Origin of the sequence: Mesorhizobium sp. WSM3860 (assembly GCF_002294995.1) — a bacterium.
In the GTDB taxonomy this organism is placed as follows: domain Bacteria; phylum Pseudomonadota; class Alphaproteobacteria; order Rhizobiales; family Rhizobiaceae; genus Mesorhizobium.
On the sequence record NZ_NSGF01000004.1, the window covers coordinates 347,842 to 369,123 of the forward strand.

The window sequence follows — 21,282 nt, forward strand, 5'->3', positions numbered from 1 at the left end:
TCGGCTGCAGTTCAGGGCTAGGCCCCGACATGACCTCGCTGTCATTGCACGATACCGGCCTTGCGGAGCCCGTCCACGACGAGTTCGAAATCGGCAGGGTTCTTGTAGGGCAAGACTTTGCGTCGGTAGTCCAGCGAATAGTCGGGATTGACGCGAAGCACCTCCTGCCATGCCTCGCGGGCCTCGGTGAAACGGCCCAGATGGCCGTAGCTGGCGGCCAGAAGCGCGCGCGAGACGTCGGTGACAGCGTTGCGAGCCAGCCGTTGCAGCAAGAGGTCAACGGCCTCTTCGTACCGTCCGAGTTGAAACGATGCCAAAGCCTGGAAATGCAGAAGCACATCCGGAAAGTATGGATTCAGGCTCTTGCCCCGGGCGTAGCTCTCGAGCGCCTCCTCGGATCTGCCCGAATAGTGCAGCGCCTCGCCGAGGATCACGTGCCCTTCGGCGAAGTTCGGATTGAGGGCTATCGCGTGCTCGGCCTCGTTGATGGCCTCATCGTGCCGTCGTGTATACAGCTTGACGATAGCCAGCGCCCAGTGCGCCCAGGGATCGCTGTCATCCAGCGTTACCGCTCGTGTTGCAGCCTCTTCCGCTTGCGCCATCGATTCCGGCGGCGACGCACTCCACCTGTTCAGGTAATCCAACCCGTGCGTGAGGGCGAGGAAGGCGTGGGCAGAGGCAAACTTCGGGTCCAGTTCGATGGCACGTTGCAAGAGGTCGCGGGCTGCGACGTTCGTCTCCTTCGTCAGCCGGTGCCACAGCTCCCGGCCCCGCAGGAAATAGTCATACGCCTCCGTGTTGCGCGCATACTCGGGCGCCAGCCGCTGACGGTCGCCCTCAGTCAGATTGAGCGCCAACGCCCCGACGATCTGCTGCGTCACGTCGTCCTGCACGGCAAATATGTCGGTCAGGTCGCGATCGAACCGCTCCGCCCAAAGATGGCCGCCCGAGGTTGCATCGATGAGCTGCGCGGTGATGCGCACTCTGTTCCCCGACTTGCGTACGCTGCCCTCAAGTACATGCCGCACGCCGAGCTTCGAGCCTACCTCCTGCACATGGACGTTCTGGCCCTTGAAGGTGAACGCCGAATTGCGCGCGATGACGAAGAGTTGCGACAGTTTGGACAGCGCCGTGATGATGTCTTCAGAGATGCCGTCGGCGAAGTAATCCTGTTCGGCGTCACCGCTCATGTTGGCGAACGGCAGGACGGCGATCGACAATTTCGGCGGCGCTGCCGTCGCGGGCCGGCTCGCAGTGGTTTCCGGGGTCGCGGCCGCCTTGGTCCCGGGGCTGCCGACTTGCAGCGAATAGACCCGGATCGGCTCGGCGATGTTCTTGAGCTGCGTGCTGCCGAGATCGCTGACCGAGAGGTCGAGCCTCGCCTTGACCTGGCGATAGGCATCCTCGGACAGGCAGATGGCGCCGGGCGCCGCGACGCCCTCCAAACGCGAGGCGATGTTGACGCCGTCGCCCATGAGGTCGCCGTCGCTCTCTTCGACCACATCGCCCAGATGGATGCCGATCCTGAACTCGATGCGGCGGTCCTGCGGCACGCCGGCATTGCGCTCGACCATGCCGTTCTGAACCTCAACGGCGCAGCGCACGGCATCCACCACGCTGCGGAACTCGACCAGCGCTCCATCGCCCGTGCGCTTAATCACCCGCCCGTTGTGGACTGCGATGATCGGATCGATAAGATCGCTGCGCAGTGCCCGCAACCTCGCCAAGGTACGGTCTTCGTCCGCGCTCGCGAGTCGGCTGTATCCGACCACATCTGCAGCCAGGATTGCGGCTAGCTTCCGATTCTCGCTCATGGGCACGCGTCCTCGTCTCCATGATAGCAGGAACACGGAGGGTAAGAGGGAATTTTCGTGGACGACGGCCACGCAGCCGCCGAAACCGGCAGCGCTCTGCCGTCGGGCCTAGACCGATCGCTCGATGCCCGATTTTCGCTGCCGCTTGCTGGCCGACGGCTATCGGTTCATTCTTGTCTGAATACCCCGGCCGTGAAGTGCGTGGCGAGGTCACGCCGTCATGGCTCCAGTGAGGTCTTGCTCGATGGACTGCTCGGGCTGCGGTTTCGAGGTTGAGGGCGGTTTCGCTTTCTGTCCGAAGTGTGGCAGGCGCCAGCCCGTGCCATGCGCCGGTTGCGGCTACCTGTGCGCACCTGATTTCGAGTTCTGTCCGAAATGTGGGGCAAGCGTCGGTGCGACGGCAAAAGCCGTCGAACGGCCTGCTCCGACATCAAGCCGGACCGTTGTGCCGCCTTCTCGAACTCCGTCGCTGCTTGCGAACATCGAAAGCGAAGATGAAGGGTTGCATCCCGTCTCTGACGCCGATCGCAGGACGGTAACGGTCCTGTTCGCCGACCTTTGCGGCTTCACGACACTCAGCGAGCAACTCGACCCCGAGGTGATGCAAGCGCTGCAGAACCAACTGTTCAAGGAATTGACGGTAGCCGTGCGAAACTTTGGCGGTTTCGTCGACAAATTCATCGGCGATGCACTGCTTGCCTTGTTCGGTGCGCCGGTCGCGCATGAGGACGATCCGGAACGTGCGCTTCGCGCCGCTCTCGACATGATGGCCCGGACGACGCGGCTCGGCGAAAGCGCTCCCCATTCCGGCTCGCCTCTGTTGCTCCACATCGGCATAAATACCGGCCCGGTCGTCACTGGCGGATTGGGCATCGGCACCGCCAAATCCTATTCGGTGACCGGCGATACAGTGAATACGGCGCAACGTTTGCAGTCGCTGGCCGCACCGGGTGAGGTGCTGGTAGGCGAACTCACTCACAGGCTGACCCGGCATGCCTTCTCTTTCGAGCCGCTGGGTGATGTGGTGCTTCGCGGCAAGGCAGGCAGTGTGCTCGTCCATCGACTGGACGCACCGCTTGCGTTGCCGCGTGCAGCGCGTGGGCTCGAGGCGCTCGGCCTCAGCGCGCCGATCATAGGTCGTGGTGCGGAACTCCATAGAATGCTCGCCAGCCTTGACCAGGCGTGCGGCGGCTCGGCCCAACTTGTTCGCCTCGTCGGAGAAGCCGGTATCGGGAAATCGCGGCTGGTGAAGGAGTTCGTCGCCCGCGTCGGCGACGAGGATCGTTTTCGCAACGTCGCCGTGCGGCAGGCCACGTGCTCACCGCTGGGCGAACAATCATTTGGCGCCTTGGGCGCAGTCGTGCGCAGCGCTGCCGGAATGATGCAAAACGACAACGGGGACGAGATGCGGGCAAAGCTCGCGGGCTTGCTGACCGACCTCGGCCTGCAGGGCGAGGAGGCGAAGCGGCTGATGCCTTTGCTCTACCACGTGCTTGGCCTTGGCGACCCCGATGCCACCTTGCAGCATGTCGAGCCCGAGCAGTTGCGGCGGCAAATTTTCTACGCAGTCCGCACGATCATCGAACGGCGGCTTGCGTTGTCGCCGCTGTTGATTGTCGTCGAAGATCTGCACTGGGCCGACGCTGTGTCGCTCGAGGCACTGCGTTTCGTGATGGACAGGTTGGAACGCACGCGGTTGATGTTGCTGGTCACGCATCGTCCGGCTCCGGACAATGACCAGCTCGACTCAAGCCGGGTCAGTCACACAGCGCTCAGGCTTTCGCCGCTGAACGGTGATGACGGACGCGAACTGCTGGCGGCGCTTTTCGGCGACGGCTGGGTAAAGTCCGCAGGCGGGCTTCTCGACCAGATCCTCGAGCGCGCCGGCGGCAACCCCCTTTTTGTAGAGGAGATCGTTCGCGGCCTTATCGATCGCGGTGTGCTGGTGCGCGAGGGCCAGCGATGGCGGACTGCAGCAGGCGAAGTCGCAACCGGCATTCCCGCCACTATCCAGGCAATGCTGCTTGCCCGGGTCGACCGGCTGCCCCAGGAGGTGCGCCGGTTGGCCCAAGAGGCCGCGGTGATCGGCCCGCGCTTCGACGCGACCCTCCTGAAAGCCGTGACAGCCGATCCCGGCCGGCTGGAAGCCGGCTGCGAACTGCTTTGCGATGCCGAAATCATCGAGGAAGTCGCCGGATCAGGCTCCGTCTCGTCGCAAAGCTACCGCTTTACGCAAACGTTGCTGCAGGACGTGATCTACCAGAATCTGCTGTTGCAACGCCGGACCGACATTCATGGGCGGGTCGGTGCCGCCTTGGAGCAATTGTGCGGCGACAAGCCGGAGCGGCTCGAGGATTTGACCGTGCTCGGTCATCATTTCGCACAAAGCGCCGAGCGGGAGAAGGGCGCGCACTACTTGCAGGCGGCAGGCGATCGCGCTCGCATGATCTACGCCAACGACGACGCCCTTCGTTTCTACGAGCGAGCACTGACGGCGTTGGGCGCGATCGGGCAAACACCGCTCAAACTGGCAATCGCGGAGCGCATTGCCGATTTGAGCGGCCCGGTAGGCCGCCGCGAGATCGCGCACCAGCACTACGAAACGGTGCTGCAGGCATATCGCGAGTCAGGCAATCGTGTCGCTTCGGCGCGAGTTTTGCGCAAGATCGGTCGGCTGCTCTGGGACGTCGGCAAGCGGGACAACGCAGAATCCCGCTACGCTGAAGCCGCAGCGCTCCTCGATGGAGCGGATGCCCCGATCGAGCAGGCGCAGCTGTGGCAAGAACGTGGCCGACAGGCGTTCCGTAGCGGAGAACACGCTCTCGCAGCAAAATGGGCAGACGCGGCGCTGGATGGCGTACGCACTCTGACAACGGAGCATGTCTCCGAGGAAGGGCGCGACGCCATTCTTGTGACCGCCGAGGCACTCAACACCAAGGCTGTCGCGCTGGCTCGCCTTGGGCGAAACCTTGAAGCGGTGCGCCAGATAGAGCGCAGCATTGAATTGGCCGAGGACGCCGGTCTGCTGGGCGCGGCCTGCCGCGGCTACACCAATCTCGGCGTGCTCTACACGACCATCGATCCGGCACAGGCCATCAAGGTCTGTCGGCGCGGTCTTGAAGTGGCGCGCCATATTGGTGATTTGGGTTTTCAGGCACGCCTCCTCGCCAATTTGGCGGTTGCTTGTTGTACTTTCACGGATCGCTGCCCAACGGAGGGCGTGCCTGCTGCCGAGAAGGCCATCGAGATCGACCGGGCGCTCGACCAGCGCGAGCACCTGCCGGTGCCGTTGATCGTGCTTGGGCAGATCCACCAGTGCAACGGTCGTCCGGAACTGGCGGTTGGCTTTTTCCACGAAGCGCTGGACGTAGCGCGCGAAACGAGTGAGCCCCAACTGCTGTTTCCGTGCTATGATGGTCTCGCAACGCTCAATCTCGACCTCGACAATCTGGCCGAGGCCGAACGCTACTTTTCCCTGGCGCAGGGAATATGCGCCCAGCACGGGCTCGACCCGGAAGCGCTTGTGGTGCTGCCTTTTCTCGACTAGCCGGGTGGGAGGTTGAAAAATGTCCGCGCGTATTGACTTGGTACCGCTTCAACCGGGCGACCGTGCGCCGAACGTGGTGCTCGACGCCATTACCCAGGAAGGCAAGATCGCGCTTGACGACTTTCGTGGGCAAAAACCGGTGCTGGTCGGCCTATTTCGAGGTCTGCATTGTGCGTTCTGCCGGCGCCATATCGCCGCCCAGGCGCGGCTTGATCCCGAACTGCGCGAAAAGGGCGTGGGGAGCCTGACGGTGGTCAACACGCCGATCGAACGGGCGCGCCTCTATTTCCGCTACCACCCGATGCCGAACCTGCTTGCGGCCTCCGACCCCGAACGCGCTTCACATCGTGCCTTTGGACTGCCCAATCTCGAATTCACCCAAGACGAGACGAACTGGCCGTACAAGGTCTCGATGGCAGCGGCAAAGGATATGCGGGTCGACATACCAGGCGAGTTGCCCGCTCCCATGGATCCTTTTGCGGCCAGCGAATTCCTCGACAAGAAGGACCATTACGAAGTGACCGAGGCCGACGAGCAGATGATGGCAACGGGACACGGACAACTGATCGGTCAGTTCCTGCTGGACCGGCAGGGGGTCGTCCGCTGGAGCTTCACGGAGGTCCCAGAGGGTGGGCGACATATGTTTGGGGCGCCGAACCCGCAGGAGCTGATGTCAGCCGTGTCCCAGGTCGCCCAATAGACTTGCGACCAAGGTAGTCGGCGGACACCGACAAAAAAGCAGAAGCGGTTTGTTCACCGTTCATGCGAGCACGGCCTCGATACGGGCAACAAAGTCATCGAGCGAGCGATCGCCGCGAATCTCGATGCGCGGAAGGTCGATGGGATCGCAATCGAGGTCCGCCGGCCCGTGTTTGCCGCCGAAGCCGATCCGATAGCCGCACTCCTTGGCCAGCCGGCCAAGCCGTCGGTCGGTAACAGAAAAGGGTGCCGCGAACGCCGTGGTCGGCCGACCGGTCCACCGTTCGACGAACATCCGGGAGCGCAGGAGCTCGGCGGCCAAGTCAAAACTCGACAGACCATCGATCGCGCGATGCGTTGCCAGATGGCTTCCGAAGAACGCACCTTCGCCGGCGAGACGTCGCACCGTCCCGGCGTCCAGAAGCTGGGTCGGCGAACCACTGTCGGCGTCCCACCGTGCGCTTTCACCCACTAGGTCCGTCACCAGGAACACTTCCGCGGTCAGGTCGTTCGCGCGCAGGATCGGCCAGGCATGGTTGGCAAAATTCTGGAAGCCGTCATCGAAGGTGATGAGCACCGGGCGGCCAGCGAAAAGTTGACGGTTGGCGATGAACCATTCCAGCTGCTCGGACGTGATCGCGTGAAAGCCATTGGCGCGCAGCCATTTCATCTGGCCTTCGAATGCGGCGGGCGTGAGCCGAAAACGGGCGAGGGCGGCCGGACCATCATCGGAGACGCCGTGATACATGAGGACAGGGAGACACTGCCGCCGCTCGCTGCGTGCGACGTCGCGGCGCAAGGCCCGTGCCCCGCCCCAGACGATATTTCGCGCGACTCCAATACCGATGGGCGCGCGGATTGGCACATGATCAATCACCGGTTCCGTAGCCACGTCACCTGATGACAGGCGGCGGAAGCGGTCTATGCGATAGAGCTCGGTCTGGATCGATTGCTCGAGCACGAGGCCTTCGGTCGCTGCCAGCGTCTGCGAGATCGCTTGCGCACCGAATGTGTTCCAGTCGAAGCCCGTCCTCTCGACATTGTCTCGGAGCACGAATGCGTGTGCGCTGATCAGACTGCCGCCAGGCGCCAACGCCTCGACAAATTTCTTGGCGATGCGCCGCAACTCGGCGAGATCATCCAGGTAGTAGAGCACTTCCGAACAGACGATCAGATCCATCTCTCCCGGAAGCGTTTCCGCGGAGAAATCCAGTACGCCGAAGTCAACATTCGGCTGATCGCTGCATCGCGCGCGCGCCCGCTCGACGGCTACGCTGGAGATGTCAGTGGCGGTCAAATGGCCGACTCGGGGCGCCAGCTGCCGCGTGAAGTGGCCCTCTGCGCAGGCCAGCTCAAGCGCCCGTCCGATGGAACCGGCAGGCAGAATTTCGAGCTGCCGCTCATACTTTTCCTGCTCATAGGGCGAACGATAGTTCCAGGGATCCTCGGTCGCGAAACGGCGATTCCAGAACGACGTGCGATCAGTCTCGTGGTCCGCGGCCGGTTTGCGGCGCAATGCTGCAAGTGGCTCTGCAGGTTCGGCGCTCGACCGAACCAGCTCCTGCGCTTCCGCGGCCAATCGCGCGAGTTTGCCGAAGTGGCTGTCCGGATCAGATGGATGCCCCGCCATGGACAACGGTGCCTCGGCTGCAGACAGGTTTGACTTGTCGGCAACCCCGCTCTGCGAGGCCAATTCAATCCAATGAAGCCTTGTCACTTTTCCGAGCGCGCCGAACTGCACGCGAGCCCCGATCCGGCCATCCATCATCAGATAGGCATAGATTTGATCGATCCCGTCCGGCAATTCGATCGAGATCGGATTTCGAGCGTCAACGCGAATTCCCAGTGTCCGCGCCAGTCTGCGCGGCGCGGCGAGATCGTCGGAGTCGAGAAGCATTTGCTCAAGGTGATACTGGACGCGGCGACCCGCTGCGGGATCGTTCCAGACCTTGCCGAGTTCGATGATCAACTCGGTGATGGAATCGCCGAACCTGTCCCACCTGGCCGCCAATTGCGCTGGGACGGACAGGCTTCCTGCCATAATACCGTCGAAGACCACCTTGGCGATCTCGCGCGCCCGTTTGCGTGCTGCCGGGAGCGCGCGCAGGAACCGCGGGTTGATCGGGCGGGCGCCGCAGCCGCAATCCGATGCGGCGTTCCACAGCGCGAACCACGCGAGTGCTTCGGCAGCCGTGCGGCCGTTCGCGTCGATCGCTCCGTTGGCGTGAGCCGATGCCGGGTGTTCGACCCTGGGATCAGGAGAAAAGCCGCGGGCGATCACGATTTCCGCATCGACCAGCATCTGGGTCGAATTGCCGGAGAGCGAGTTGGGGCCGACTCGATAAAAAGCGAGGGGCTCGTCGACCATCACCCAACGTTTGCCCATACGTGCAAGGCGCTGCCACAGATCCCAGTCCTCACAGGTGCGCAGCGACACATCGAAACCGCCCAACTCGACAATTGTCTTCCGGTCGACCAGCAGTGCGTGAGTGCGCACGGCGCACCGGCGCGCGAAAGTTTCGAACGGCTGGCTCGCAACCTCTGTTGAGATGCTCGACGGTGCGAGTTCGCCGTCGGGCATCACGCGCCGAGAACCGCAATAGGCGGCCACCGCATCGGGAGCGGTTTTCAGAGCGGCCAGCATCTTCGCCAGGAAGCTGGCATCCACCCAATCGTCCGCATCCAGAAACATGAGCCATTGGCCGCGCGCTATCGAAATCCCGCTATTGCGCGCGCCGGCGGCGCTATATGCGCAAGAGCTCAATGTGCGAAATCGGGCATCGTGCTCCACATAACCGGCGATGATCGCGGGGGTGCGGTCCGTGGAGGCGTCGTCGACGATGATCGCCTCCCAATCCGCTGTTTCCTGATCGAGAAGGCAATCGAGTGCGCGCGCCAGCGTTGCCTCGGCGTTGTGCGCAGGAACCACGATTGAAACCAGAGGATTATGCACCACGCCGTCTTACCCGTGCCTGCTTCGAAGGTAGAACAAGAGGTCCCAAAACATAGCCGGCGATGGCGAATGCCGGCAAGCGTCGCGCCGATGGTTTGCCTGGCATTGGCCATCGGCACCACAACGCTCACGGGAGCATTGTCCTGGATCATCGAGCTTCGGACGTCGAAAGCGGATGACAGCATCGGATGGCAGCACGCTCTGTCAAGATCGGGGCGAACTAGAGGCAGGCAATAAGACTTGAGGATAGGCTTGAATGGCCCAGCGCTCATGCCCGACGGTTCAGCGCTAGGCCGATGCGCCGGGATGCTATCTTCGCGTCACATCCGAGGCACTCGCGCTACCGAAGGGCTGTCGGGTGTGACTGGATTAGCGTAAGCTACTAACCACAGGGGGTGCAAACATGCACCGTATCATCGCCCTAGCGATCGTAGTTCTGGCGGCCGTGTTCAGTTCCGCGAGGGCTGAAGTGCTGATCGGGGTCTCGGCTGCGATGACAGGACGGCTTGCCTGGATCGGCGAGCAGGGGCAGCGCGGCGCGGAAATGGCGGTGGCCGACCTCAACGCGGCGGGCGGCGTGCTCGGCCAGAAGGTAAGGCTCATCTCGGTCGACGATTTCTGCGATCCCGAGCAGGCGGTCGCGGCCGCCCAGAAGCTGGTGGCTGACGGGGTGGTGCTCGTCGTCGGGCATTATTGCTCCGGGGCCTCGATCCCCGCATCAAAAGTGTACGAGGAGGCGGCCGTCGTCCAAATATCCCCAGGCTCGACCAATCCGCAGCTGACCGAACAGGGCCGTGGCAATGTCTTCCGCACCATTGGCCGCGACGACGCGCAGGGTCTCATCGCCGCCAACTACCTTGCCGATCACTGGGGCGACAAGAAGATTGCAATCTTTCATGACAATTCGACCTATGGGAAGGGTCTCGCCGACGAGACCAGGAAGCAGCTGAACAAACGGGGCGTGACTGAAGCCGTTTACGACGCATACACGCCTGGGAAGGACGACTATTCAGCCGAGGTCGCCGCGTTGCAAACCGCCGGCATTTCGGTCTTGTATGTGGGTGGGTATCATGCCGACGTTGCGCTGATCGCTCGCGCTGCAGACGACCGGGACTACACGCTTCAGCTCATATCTGGAGATGCTTTGGCTACTGAGGAATTCGCCCTGATCGCAGGCTCAGCGGCGGAGGGGACCCTGTTCACCTTCCCGGCGGACCCGCGGCGAAATGCCGGTGCGGCCGCGATCGTGGAGCAGTTCCGTGCGGAGAACTTCGAGCCCGCGGGCTACACGCTGTTGAGCTACTGCGCGGTCCAGGTCTGGGCCCAGGCGGTGGCGAAGGCAGGTTCGCTGGCGCCAAAGGCGGTCATAGCGGCACTGCGCGAACAGCAATTCGACACCGTCATTGGCAGGGTCGATTTCGACGACAAGGGCGACCTCACGAGGCAGAGCTGGGTTTGGTACGTCTGGCGGGGCGGGGAGTACGTGCCGGTTGAATAGGTTCGCCGAACGCCGGCGTGCCGCCTGAGACGTCTAGTCTGATGCAGACCAGTGTGGCTGGATTGTTCCGACTCACCACGATGCTTGAACGCCTCGGCATACGCGGTCGGCTGTTGCTCGCCTTTTTCGGGATCAGTGGCCTTGCGGTGCTGGCAACCGCGGCGGCGCTTTATGCCTTTCTCCAAGTCGGCGACGTCGTCGACCGAATCACCACGGATCGGGTGCCGTCCGCACTGGCCTCCCTTCAGCTGTCGCGCCAGGCCGAGCGGGTCGCTGCTGCCGCGCCATCGGTGCTGGCGGCGACAAGCAGGGCTCAGCACAGCGAGGTCTCGGCGGCCGTCGCGCTCGAGATGTCCCGCCTCGAGGCCCTGCGCACGGATCTCAGGGATGCTAGGTTGGGCACAGTGCCTTTAGCTGAGATCGAGGAAGCTGCGGTTGTCCTGAGGCGCAACCTGAAGGAGCTCGACTCTCTTGTTGTCGCCCGCCTCGATGTGGTCGCCCGCAAGGAGGAGCTCCTGAACCGCCTCGCCGCGACGACGACCGGAAGCCAACGGCTTCTGGCCACCGGCATCCTGGTGATGGACTCCAGGCTCCCGCAATGGCGGGCGGTCGCGGCCGATACGTCGCTTTCGCCTGATCGACGCGCAGCGGCAATGGCCGAGATGGCCCACGCGATTGCGGCTTACATCCCCCAGCAGAAGGCGCTGCTGGATATCTCGGCGGTCAACGACGCGCTGGTGAAGGCCGCGACCGCGCCGACGCGGGGCGACCTGGCGTTGATTCTCTTTCCGCTGCACCGCTCGCTCGCCGCTCTGGAAACGGCTTCCTCGGAGATCGACGAAAAGCTGCAAGCCCGTTTTCGGCTGCGGGTGGGCGAGTTGGAGGCACTGACCGATGGTGAGAGCAGCATCCCGAAGGCACGGGAGGAGGAGCTTGCGGTCCTCGCGCAGGGCGAAAAGCTTCTGGCCGAAAACAATCGGCTGTCGCGCAGTCTCACCGCAGCCGTCGACCGTCTTGTCGCCGCAGCGGACCGCGAGATCGCTGCCTCCGGTCGCGAAGCCGCGCTCGTCCAGCGCTACGGCACCGGAGTTGTCCTCGGCTCTGCCCTTCTCAGCCTGTTGAGTTCGGTTCTGGTCGTCTGGCTCTATGTCGACCGCAGCCTTCTCGCCCGGCTGGGAGCGGTGAGTCAGGGCATGCTCGCGATCGCGGGCGGCGATCTTCGTGCGCCGCTGCCGGCCGCGGGCAGCGACGAAATCGGGCGCATGGCCGAGGCGCTGAGCCTCTTTCGGGATACCGCTGTCGAGGTCGAGGAAAAGAACCTGCGCGACGTTGCGGAAGCGCGTCAGCGGCTAGTCGATGCCATCGAAAGCATTTCCGAAGGTTTCGCTCTCTATGACAAAGAGGATCGGCTTGTCCTTAGCAACAGCCGCTACCGCGAACTGCTCTACGCCGGCCTGGAGGCAGAGCTAACCCCAGGCACGGCATTCGAGGACATCATTCGCCGATCCGCGGAGCGTGGCTACATCAGGGATGCCGAGGGTCGGGTCGATGAGTGGGTTGCGGAGCGCCTGTGGCGGCACCGTAACCCTGCCGAACCATGGGTGCAGCGGCGGGGCGACGGCCGATGGATCATGATAAGCGAGCGGCGGATCAGCGCCGGCGGCACGGTCGCCGTCTATTCGGACATCACCGAGCTGAAGCAAAGGGAGGAGAACCTCGCCGAGAAGTCCGCTGCCCTGGAAGCGCTTTCCAGCAAGCTGGCCAAATATCTGGCGCCCCAAGTGTACAGCTCGATATTCAGCGGCCGCCAAGACGTGAGAATCGCCAGCCAGCGTAAGAAGCTGACCATATGCTTCTCCGATATTGCCGGTTTTACCGAGACCACCGACAAGATGGAATCCGAGGATCTCACCCAGCTCCTCAATCACTACCTGACGGAAATGTCGAAAATCGCGACGGATCATGGTGCCACGATCGACAAGTACGTCGGCGACGCGATCCTGATGTTTTTCGGCGATCCTGAGACGCGCGGCGTCAAGCAGGATGCGCTGGCTTGCGTACAGATGGCGCTCGCCATGCAAAAGCGGATCAGCGAGCTTGCGGAAGTCTGGCGGGACATGGGGATCGAAACACCGCTGCGCTGCCGCATCGGCATCCATACCGACTACTGCACCGTCGGTAACTTCGGCAGCGAGGACCGGATGGACTACACGATAATTGGCGGCGCCGTGAATCTCGCCTCACGCCTGGAACAAGAGGCGGCACCGGGGACCATCCTCATTTCCTACGAGACGTTTGCGCAAGTGAAGGACACGATCGATTGTGAGGAGATGGGGCACGTCCAAGTCAAGGGGATCGCCTATCCGGTTGCCGCCTACCGCGTCATTAAGGCCCATCTAGCGGGCGCTTGTCGCGTTGTTCGAACCGAGCTGCCGCACTTCAGGCTGGAACTTGAACCGGGGCTGATGTCCGCCGACGAGCGTGGCGGTGCCACCACCGCGCTTCGAGATGCGTTGGATCGGCTTTCCCACAAGTCCGGGCAGTAGCGAAGCCGCGTCCGATTAAGCCGACAACGATGACGCGCGAGGAGGAACGACCCGAGACATAGGTGACGAACGTACCGGACACATGGGTAACGAGGTGCACTACCATTCCATGACCGCGATGTTCTCGTTACCCACTGCGGTCGCATCTGCATGCATCGCAAGCGCATCATGTGCTGGCAGGCCAAAAGCTCGGCATCAAAGGAAGTGGACGAAGGGCATTTGGCGCGTCTCCTTCATGCACTATGATCTCGGCTATATCGATCTGGAACAGAGGACCTTGCAGACCATCGACAAACACGAGATCGTCACCCATGTCTTAGGTACAATACGTTACCTATGTCTCCGGGCTGTACAGTATGTGAGGTGGTAGAGGGACATGAACCCGGAACCAACCTTCTCCATTTGAATGCCAAACCAGCCGCGTTAGCACCTGACGGGCGGTAGCTTTGCGCTTAGTGTCAGCCAAATCGTGAAGAGCCACGCTGCTCTGAAGCAGACGTAGACGAGCGGCTTGGACGAGTCTGGAATGCGTGCCAACAGCGGACTTTACTGCTTGACAGAAGCGAACAGTCGTCTGTCATCGTTTCCCAGACATGGTTCTCTGGGGTCAGATTATGACGAAGCGCGTTTTGGGTTTCCGCCACCCAGCCGTCTGCTTGAATTTCTTTTGAAAGCGCAAGAGCGCTGTGTAGCAATTCCTTTGCTTCTCGGGTCCGTCGCGAGTTCAGATCGACCAAAGCCAAGCAGGCTTTTGGGCGAGCTCAGGACGAAACTGGAGCGGAAGCGGTCAGTGGTCAATCCTGATCGGGCCGAGGGATGTATCTCGCTTCGCCGGATGGAACCTTAGCACCAAACTGAAGCGTGAACAGCAGTCGACTATCGTCATCCGTCACGTGCATGTTCCAAGGGGTCATGTGTTCCCAGAACGATTGCTGCGAGTCGTCTATCATTTGCCCGGCCGCTCGAACGGCCTCTCGCCGCGCTGCGTTTAAGTCGGGCAAATCGATTCCTGCCTGGTCTGGAATGAACTCACCGTTATCGACATGGAAAAAGTAACGCGGCATGCGGTAGTCTCCCAGCAACCTACTTCTTAACGACAACAGTCCGAATTTGTTTCCAAAGCGGCTGAGCAGCTCGGCAAGAGCGGTTGAGTCGACCGGTTAGCCCGCGTGTCCCCCGACGTGCGGGCTTTTATCGCACGCGACGGAAGAGGCTGTTCCCTCCCAGATCGTTCCGCACCCCAGTCCCACATACAACCACTAAATGCCCGGAACGGGATCGACGCCTGACTCGCAGCATCAAGTCGGTTTGGCGGGTTTTTTTCTGTCATACAAGCACAGCGGCGAGCAGTTAGGGCGCAGCTTCGACGCCGACGAAGCTGCGAACCAGGTCATATGCATGCCTTTCCCACTCTCGTCGCGGAAGACAATCGTCTACTAAGGAACGCCGGAAGGCTCTCGGATGGCGTGTTACTCTGGAAGAACAAGACGACCGCCGACCAGGGCGGGGGGCTCGAGGTGGTCGACGCGCCAGGGGCCATGAACGTCAGCAAACTGCGTTGCACGAGGCCCTAGTTCAACTGATTCGTATCTGGCTCAAACCCGCGGGCTGTTTTTATGGCTCGATAGCGCCGCTTTTAGCTCTTCCAGCGTTTCGACACCGCTTTCAAACAGCATCATGATCTCTGCTGCCAAGGTGTCGCGCTCCGGGCTGTCCAGCGGCAGATGGCCACCAAGTTCCTTGAGTGCCTCCGTAAGGATCGCAAGTTGTTCCGGAGTGGCGAAGCCGTTGTGCCGCATCTCATCGCCCCAATGCCCCATGACGCATCTCGGCCGGTGCAGGATATGCGTACAGGCACTTTTTCTGTCAAGCATCAGCTCGGGCGAAACATCGAGGTTTCAGGGCGGTTATCTTCCAAAAGGAATCTCGGGTATGAGCCGGCAGGATGACAATCTAGATCCTCACCGCATGGCTGACATCGCGATACTCGTACGTCGATTGGGGGTCGAGACAGGTATTACGGATGAACAGGCCCGTGAACTCATCCGGCTGATCGGCACCGATTGGCCGTCATTATTGCGGGAGGCGAGATTTCTTAAGCGTCGGCATTGAGGCTCAGGAGAGGTCCTGAATCGGCTCGCCGGCCTCAAAGTATGCCAAGTCAATCAGATAGGAAGGAAAGTCATCCATTTGCGCTTGCGCGCGTTGTTGGACTCCGCCGCAAACCGTGCAGGCAAGACCCCCTATTTAAGGCTTGCGCGCCAGAGGGGCACGGCACGCGTCCGGGACGTTCCTTGGTCTTTGGTTAGTTGGCTGCTTATTGGGGGTCATTAGCACGCTCGGCCCCAAGTTCCTCACCGGTCGCCGGCCAACATCAGTCGGATCTGATCAGCAGCGATGTATGTCCATCGGCGATGGCAATCCAGGAGCTATTCTCCGTCGCGAAGGCCCTTGGCATCAGCAGCAGCCAGATCGACGAAGAGCGGCAGCCTCTATCAGGCGATGCTGGATGCGATCGTTCATCAGGAGGCCGTAGCAGATTAGGTCAGCCCCGGCTTTGGCGGCGAGAGAACCAAAAGCCCGGGAATGTCCGGAATGAGATGAGAGGCTTGCGTTGGCGGTAATTCAAGCCTATGTATCTGCAATCGATGTTTGCTGTTGAACTTGTTTCTGCGCTCCGGCGCCCAACGATCTTCCTCTCAAATCTCGACTAATATGACGTTTGGCGTGTCGCCAGACGCGAATTTTCTATGCCGATTTGAAAGGAAATCGCTATGAACACTGGAACCGTAAAGTTCTTCAATTCGACCAAGGGCTTCGGCTTTATTGCTCCTGAAACGGGCGGCGCGGACGTGTTTGTCCATATCTCAGCTGTTGAGCGTGCCGGTATGCGCACAATCGTAGAAGGTCAGAAGCTGAGCTTCGAAGTGGTGCAGGACCGCCGCAATGGCAAGAGCGCGGCCGAGAATCTTCGGGCCGCCTAAAGGATACCGCTTCTGGCCCTTGACCACGGATGTACTGGCACTGGCCGTCGAGGCGTTCTGGAAAGGTCGGGCCCGCCCCGGCCTTTTTTCGTTTAAGGAACTTATGATGCGCAATGCAATTGCGGAAGCCGTGTTCAAGCCGAAGCCGACAGCTAGGGAGAGCAAGGGCGACGCGACCACACAAGCCGCACGAAAGATCATGGACAAAGAGACCGCAGATCGCGAGTCAAAGACGCAGCAGCTCAAACTGGCTCGGCTGGCCAAAGAAGCTGCCGCCCCCGCCGCTTTGCCAAAAGCTAAACGTGCATCGGCAAAGCGGCGCGTTGCCGCCTGACCGCAGGGCGCCTAACCGCAGGGGGGCACGCGGCTGGCCAGAAGGCTGTCAGGCCGAGCAAAGTGGAACATCCGACGGGGACGGCGACGAACCCAATCCTCAATCACGACCGGCGGTGACCGATGGTGGAAAAATATTCAAACGCGCGAGGGCATTTCTTCGCAGCCGTAAGGGCACTGGCGGCGTCATCGGATGGCATTCAGACGCGGCTGATCGAAGCGAACGAGAGCATCCTCAACGTGACGCTCGACGAGTTCGCGGGCGACCCGGAACTGAAGCTCAAGTTTGCTAGGATCTTGGACCTGCTGGCCGTTGATCAGGACGACATGGTCGCGATCGCGGTTGAGACAGCGGCGCACATGACCGACTTCGAGGCGGTAAAAGTTGCGGACCTGATCTGCGATTTCTGTTTTGAGCTCACTTAGGCCGACTGCGACCAACTCTTGATGAATGACGGCCGCGCGGTTAGTGAAATTCCACTTCCCGAATGGCGCCTGCGCTCATTGCCTCTGCAGCGCATGAGGCTCCCGTCAACTCCCCCGGCACCGCCTCGCGCCGGTCTGCCGGCGTTGGGTGCGCCGCCAGAACCTTGCCGCAGACCCGCTCCGGGACGTCATAGGCACTACCCACCGCGAAAGGGAAGCCACGCCTTTCACGCTTCTGCGACCCGGTCACCAGTTCACCCCGACTGCACCTGAGTCGTTTCGGTCTCAGCTGCACGAGCACATCCTGGACCGTCGGCAGAGGCCCAACCACCTGCCAGCCGCGTTCATTGCGATCAGCGCGCTGTGCACATCGCGTTGCGCCGGTCGTCAGGCACGTGAAGCCCGTCGGCATCACAGTAAGAACCTCTTCGATCCGGCCCGGATGCCCCATGCTCGACCAGCCACCAGCGCCCCAGGCGGACGTCCGCGACAGACGCCGGCACACTCGAGACACAAAGCGCGATAGCTCATCGCTTGCTGCCCTGGGTTCTTGCATGAGAGGCTTTCGTGCGGCTGACGGCAGCCGAAACCTTTCAGCATGTCGGTCATACAAGCTCTGATCTCGCCTAAAGGCAGGCGAAGGCTGACTTCACCGAGGAACCCCGCGAATTTCGGCCAGGCAGCAACTCGTTGTTCTGATCGCATACGCAGAGCGCTCCCAACTCATCTGCGTCACTTTGCTGGCCAAGGCGCGAGATCGGAGCAATTCGCAGGCTCACACGTTGGTATTCAACCCTGCTCGAGAGGACTTCATCATTGGACCCCGCCACCGAGCTAGCCAAGTTGCGCCGACATGTCCGCATTCTCGTCGACCTTGGCCGCGTAGCTGGCGAGGAAACTCCGCTCGGCCGCTTCCTCGATCAGGCCTGTGTGCAGGTAGCCCGGGCTGTTGAAATAGACCACACAAAGATCCTTCGCTACCGACCGCGCACCGCGGACCTCTTCATGGAGGCCGGCTTCGGGTGGAAGGAAGGGACTGTGCGGAACGCTGTTTTTTCGGCGGATCTGCGATCGCCGCCCGGCCGAACTTATCAGACAGCCGAGCCTTTGGTGATTGTCGATGGCACGGCCGCTCAGCAAGGGGGGGAATATGTCTTTTCCGATGTGCTGAAAGAGCACGGCATCTCATCACTAGCGAATGTGCCGATCCTCATCAAGGGCGCCGCCTGGGGTGTGCTGGAGGTGGATTCCTCGGTCGCACGCGACTTCAGCGAAGACACTGTCGAATTCATGACCGCTGCCGCCGCCCTCATTGCTTCAGCGATGCGGCGGCCAGATTTGGACCGAAGCAACGTGGAAGCCACCACGGCTCTGGTCCAGGCGCAACAACGCGAGGTGCTGCTCCGGGAGATGCAGCACCGCGTAAAGAACAACTTTCAGCTGATCCTGGCCTCGATAGCCATCCAGAAGCGGCGCCTTGAAAGGCCGGAAGTGCACCGGGCCCTGGAACACGTGGCTAACCGGGTTAATGCCATTTCGCTTGCTCACGACCAACTGGCACCGGGACAGGACCTCCGAACGGTGGACGTCGCCGGTTATCTGAGGGCGCTCTGCGCTTCGCTGCAGGCGCAGGTGGAAATTGCCACGATCGAGATCGCGGCCGACGAGGTCGAGCTCTCGATTGAACGCGCGGTGCCGCTCGGTCTTATCTTGAATGAAGCCGCGATGAACTCAGTCAAGCATGCGTTCGGGGCGGAGGGCGGGCGTATCGATGTCAAGCTTGAGTCCGGGATAGGCTACGGCGAGGCACGCCTGACCGTTGCCGACAACGGTCGTGGCATCCAGAACCCCCGGCCTGGCGGGTCGGGACAGAAATTGATCCAGGCGCTCGCCCGGCAGATGGGGGGTAACCTCCAGCAAGAGAGCTCCGCCGCGGGCACGACAATAACCGTGATTTTCCCTGTCGCATAACGCCTCGCTCCTGTCGGGGTTTGCATTGGCTGCGCAGGCGCACACCGATCTAGGCAGCAGTCAATGCACTCTCTCCAGATCCCGCCAAGGGCTAGGGACCCGGGGAGCCTCGCCTGTCAGTCTTCCAGCAATTTCGCCAACACGATTAAGAGACGCGCCTCTGCGGTTGGCTTTCCGACGTTAGGCGCATCCCCCAGAACTGCCCCGCCGACAAGCTCTGGCCTGTCGTAGGCGCTCGCCAGCGCGAACGGGACATCGAGGCTGCTCAACTCTTCAGCCAGCGGCGTGACCAGCTCGTTGCCCAGATTTACGTCAAGCAGTGCAACGGACGGCAATTCAACTTCCAATAGGCTGGATGCTTCTGCGACCGTGGCAACCGGGCCTATAACGCGCCACCCACGACGCTCAAGCATGAATTTGAGGTCCATCGCGATCAGGTATTCATCTTCCACGATCAGGACCGTCTTTTCCACCGGCCTTCAATCTTTGTTGCGTTGTCCCCGTGAGCGGAATGGCCATCTCCACCTTGAAACCCGTCGTCGCATAGGTTGGTTCCACCTTGCCTCCCAGATCGTATGCGACAGCGAATTGGATGAGTTGAGTTCCGTAGCCCGTGGAGACGGGCGGGCTCACGCCGGGGCCACCGCTTTCCGACCAGATGAGCCGCAGCAGCCGGCCACCCGCTTCCTCGACGACCCAGCGCACGTGGACCTGTCCGCTCGCCTTCGACAGCGCCCCATATTTGAGAGCGTTTGTCGCCAGCTCATGCAGGGCAAGCCCCAGGGACATCAGTTGCTTGGGGTCCAAAGGAACTGGCGGTCCGGGGTCGATAGTTATGGCGTCGGGGCTTGCTGCAAACGGTTCGAGCGTGCGCACTACCAGCTTCTCAAGGTTGCCATCACCACCGCCTATGAACCCCTGCTCATTGGCGTCGATAATGGCGGTCAACCTGCCTAGAAAGGCATCGCGATACTCCTCCCCCGAGACGCCTTCGGTCCTGGTCTGGTTAGCGAGCGCCCGTACCAGACCAAGCAAATTCTTCATTCGGTGCCGAAGCTCGCCGAAGCGAACCTCAAACTCGGCCTCTCTGTGCGTTCTCTCCGTGGCATCGACGAATGACAGCAACATGGTGGTGCTGACATCGTCGGGGCTGAACACGGTGTGGGCGGTGACCAGCATGGTCCGCGGCCCGACGCCGGGGAAATCGTGCTCCACCTTGTACTCGATAATCGCCCTGGTTTTCGGGATCACGTCGGTGAGCAGGAGACGCAGTTCGGCAATATCCCACTGACCATCTCCCAGATCGTAGATGTGCTTGCCTATGGTTTCATAGCGCTCGACTTTGAAGGTTCGGAAGAAGGCACGGTTGGCGCTCTGGATGCAAAGCGCGCTGTCCAGGACCAGCAGAGGAACAGGGACAGTATCCACGATCCCCTGCGCCTGCACGTGCCCGGTCCTCAAGATCCGGTAGAGGTCTTCCAAGTTCAGCATAGCTTGGTCCCACGAAAGTGATCTTGTCGCCCGCAATCTCAGGCCAACCATGTCGTGGGTCAAGAGCAGGGGACGTTGGCGGCCGCGTTGCTGTTGTCCGCTGGCCGGACTTGTGCAGATCGGTTGTGAATATGCCGCCGGATATACGATCGCTGAGTATGTCCGAAGCTGGACGAACAGTTACGGTCTCTCCTGCCTCACCGTATCCACCCCAAGCGACCCGGCCACCGCAGGCAGCGCGAAGGAAGCGCGGAAGGCGTGACCGGGATGGCCGCAGGTGCGAGCGCAAGCGACGGGCTTTCGGGACGGCTACATCCCTGAAGGGAATTGAACTCACAAGCGCGTGCGGGCGAAAGCATGATAATCGCTTCCTAGCATCCGTGCGCCTCCCTCGCTTCATACGGAAAACTTGCTTAAGTTGGACGCCGGCTAGGTCCTCTTAAGGAGGCGGGCCTCGCGAATGAGCGAATTAGGCTCATTGCCGATCATGTCGATGAGGTCGCGGGCTTGGGCTTCGGTGATGCCCGTTTCTCGCGTGAGAAAGTGCACCCTGAATTCCTTCTGTGCGTGCGCGCGCTCGCTAAGCTTTTGCTCGTTTTCGGCCATACGAAAGTCCCCGGTAGCCAGCAACGCGATTGGACGGAGTTTGGTTCCAACGAAAAGCTGCGCAGCTAATGAGCGTAGGCGACGGGCTTTTTGGTGCCACTGAGGCGGCTACATCTCGGAACGGATCGACCACCTATCGTAGAACTCAAAAACGCGTGATCTAGTTGTGGAGCCTCAACAGGTTGTCCTGGGTTAGAGCGAGGCGACTGATCGGCGTTTTGGACTTTAGGCTGCCCTGGGGGCGGTGCTAATTGTAGCGATGCAGCCACACCGGCAGCTCTGCGGCGCGTTGTTGTGATGTTGGACAGGCGAAAGCGTATGCCCACTCCCTGAGTGTCGTCTGGATGAAGCGCTCGGCCTTGCCGTTGGTCTTCGGCGTATAAGGTCTTGTCCTGACATGCTTTAGGCCGAGTT

Annotated in this window: 15 protein-coding genes and 1 pseudogene; 8 read left to right on the forward strand and 8 right to left on the reverse strand. The window is 61.5% G+C overall.

Translation table 11 applies throughout. The features are described from left to right. Positions 1-41: 41 nt before the first annotated feature. Complete coding sequence (locus CK220_RS10490) at positions 42-1,814, reverse strand: adenylate/guanylate cyclase domain-containing protein (protein WP_095811449.1); 1,773 nt, start codon at positions 1,812-1,814, stop codon at positions 42-44. A gap of 244 nt (positions 1,815-2,058) precedes the next feature. Here CK220_RS10490 and CK220_RS10495 point away from each other — a divergent pair, with 244 nt between their 5' ends. Both CK220_RS10495 and CK220_RS10500 read left to right on the forward strand, forming a co-directional pair. After that, positions 2,059-5,361 (forward strand): adenylate/guanylate cyclase domain-containing protein, encoded by a 3,303-nt coding sequence (locus tag CK220_RS10495; RefSeq protein WP_176479046.1) that lies wholly within the window; start codon positions 2,059-2,061, stop codon positions 5,359-5,361. Between the two features lie 19 nt (positions 5,362-5,380). Beyond that, positions 5,381-6,061, forward strand: a complete 681-nt coding sequence (locus CK220_RS10500; RefSeq protein WP_095811451.1) for a redoxin family protein — start codon at positions 5,381-5,383, stop codon at positions 6,059-6,061. A gap of 60 nt (positions 6,062-6,121) precedes the next feature. Here the strand turns inward: CK220_RS10500 and CK220_RS10505 are convergent, their stop codons facing one another. After that, positions 6,122-9,013 carry a trifunctional glycosyltransferase/class I SAM-dependent methyltransferase/polysaccharide deacetylase gene (locus CK220_RS10505; RefSeq protein WP_245429080.1) on the reverse strand — a complete coding sequence of 964 codons (2,892 nt, stop codon included), beginning with the start codon at positions 9,011-9,013 and terminating at the stop codon, positions 6,122-6,124. 403 nt (positions 9,014-9,416) lie between these two features. Here CK220_RS10505 and CK220_RS10510 point away from each other — a divergent pair, with 403 nt between their 5' ends. Continuing rightward, entirely contained in the window at positions 9,417-10,511 is a 1,095-nt protein-coding gene (locus CK220_RS10510; protein WP_095811453.1) for a branched-chain amino acid ABC transporter substrate-binding protein, read from the forward strand. Positions 10,512-10,591: 80 nt separating this feature from the next. Continuing rightward, a complete protein-coding gene (locus tag CK220_RS10515) occupies positions 10,592-13,057 on the forward strand; it encodes an adenylate/guanylate cyclase domain-containing protein (RefSeq protein WP_095811454.1) in 2,466 nt (821 codons plus the stop codon). A gap of 794 nt (positions 13,058-13,851) precedes the next feature. Here the strand turns inward: CK220_RS10515 and CK220_RS10525 are convergent. Both CK220_RS10525 and CK220_RS10535 read right to left on the reverse strand, forming a co-directional pair. Beyond that, positions 13,852-14,121 (reverse strand): hypothetical protein, encoded by a 270-nt coding sequence (locus CK220_RS10525; protein WP_141245109.1) that lies wholly within the window; start codon positions 14,119-14,121, stop codon positions 13,852-13,854. A 531-nt stretch (positions 14,122-14,652) separates the two neighbouring features. Further along, positions 14,653-14,877 carry a hypothetical protein gene (locus tag CK220_RS10535; RefSeq protein ID WP_095811457.1) on the reverse strand — a complete coding sequence of 75 codons (225 nt, stop codon included), beginning with the start codon at positions 14,875-14,877 and terminating at the stop codon, positions 14,653-14,655. A gap of 954 nt (positions 14,878-15,831) precedes the next feature. Here CK220_RS10535 and CK220_RS10545 point away from each other — a divergent pair. The 4 genes from CK220_RS10545 (at position 15,832) to CK220_RS10565 (ending at position 18,771) form a co-directional block, all read left to right on the forward strand. Further along, complete coding sequence (locus CK220_RS10545) at positions 15,832-16,041, forward strand: cold-shock protein (protein WP_095811458.1); 210 nt, start codon at positions 15,832-15,834, stop codon at positions 16,039-16,041. A 19-nt stretch (positions 16,042-16,060) separates the two neighbouring features. Continuing rightward, complete coding sequence (locus tag CK220_RS10550; protein ID WP_245429083.1) at positions 16,061-16,375, forward strand: hypothetical protein; 315 nt, start codon at positions 16,061-16,063, stop codon at positions 16,373-16,375. A 122-nt stretch (positions 16,376-16,497) separates the two neighbouring features. Then, positions 16,498-16,800: a hypothetical protein gene (locus CK220_RS10555; protein WP_095811459.1), complete on the forward strand. Its 303-nt coding sequence runs from the start codon at positions 16,498-16,500 to the stop codon at positions 16,798-16,800. Between the two features lie 843 nt (positions 16,801-17,643). Then, entirely contained in the window at positions 17,644-18,771 is a 1,128-nt protein-coding gene (locus CK220_RS10565) for a histidine kinase dimerization/phosphoacceptor domain -containing protein (protein WP_245429092.1), read from the forward strand. 116 nt (positions 18,772-18,887) lie between these two features. On the opposite strand, the gene CK220_RS10570 is transcribed toward CK220_RS10565, so the two are convergent. The 4 genes and pseudogenes from CK220_RS10570 to CK220_RS10580 all read right to left on the reverse strand — a co-directional run. Continuing rightward, positions 18,888-19,244: a response regulator gene (locus CK220_RS10570; protein ID WP_095811462.1), complete on the reverse strand. Its 357-nt coding sequence runs from the start codon at positions 19,242-19,244 to the stop codon at positions 18,888-18,890. Next, positions 19,213-20,262, reverse strand: a complete 1,050-nt coding sequence (locus tag CK220_RS10575) for an HWE histidine kinase domain-containing protein (RefSeq protein ID WP_348629656.1) — start codon at positions 20,260-20,262, stop codon at positions 19,213-19,215. The genes CK220_RS10570 and CK220_RS10575 overlap by 32 nt, the downstream gene beginning before the upstream one ends. A 429-nt stretch (positions 20,263-20,691) precedes the next feature. Then, positions 20,692-20,868: a hypothetical protein gene (locus tag CK220_RS31855; RefSeq protein WP_176479030.1), complete on the reverse strand. Its 177-nt coding sequence runs from the start codon at positions 20,866-20,868 to the stop codon at positions 20,692-20,694. Positions 20,869-21,028: 160 nt separating this feature from the next. Next, a pseudogene (locus CK220_RS10580) lies at positions 21,029-21,282 on the reverse strand (integrase core domain-containing protein); the annotation flags it as partial.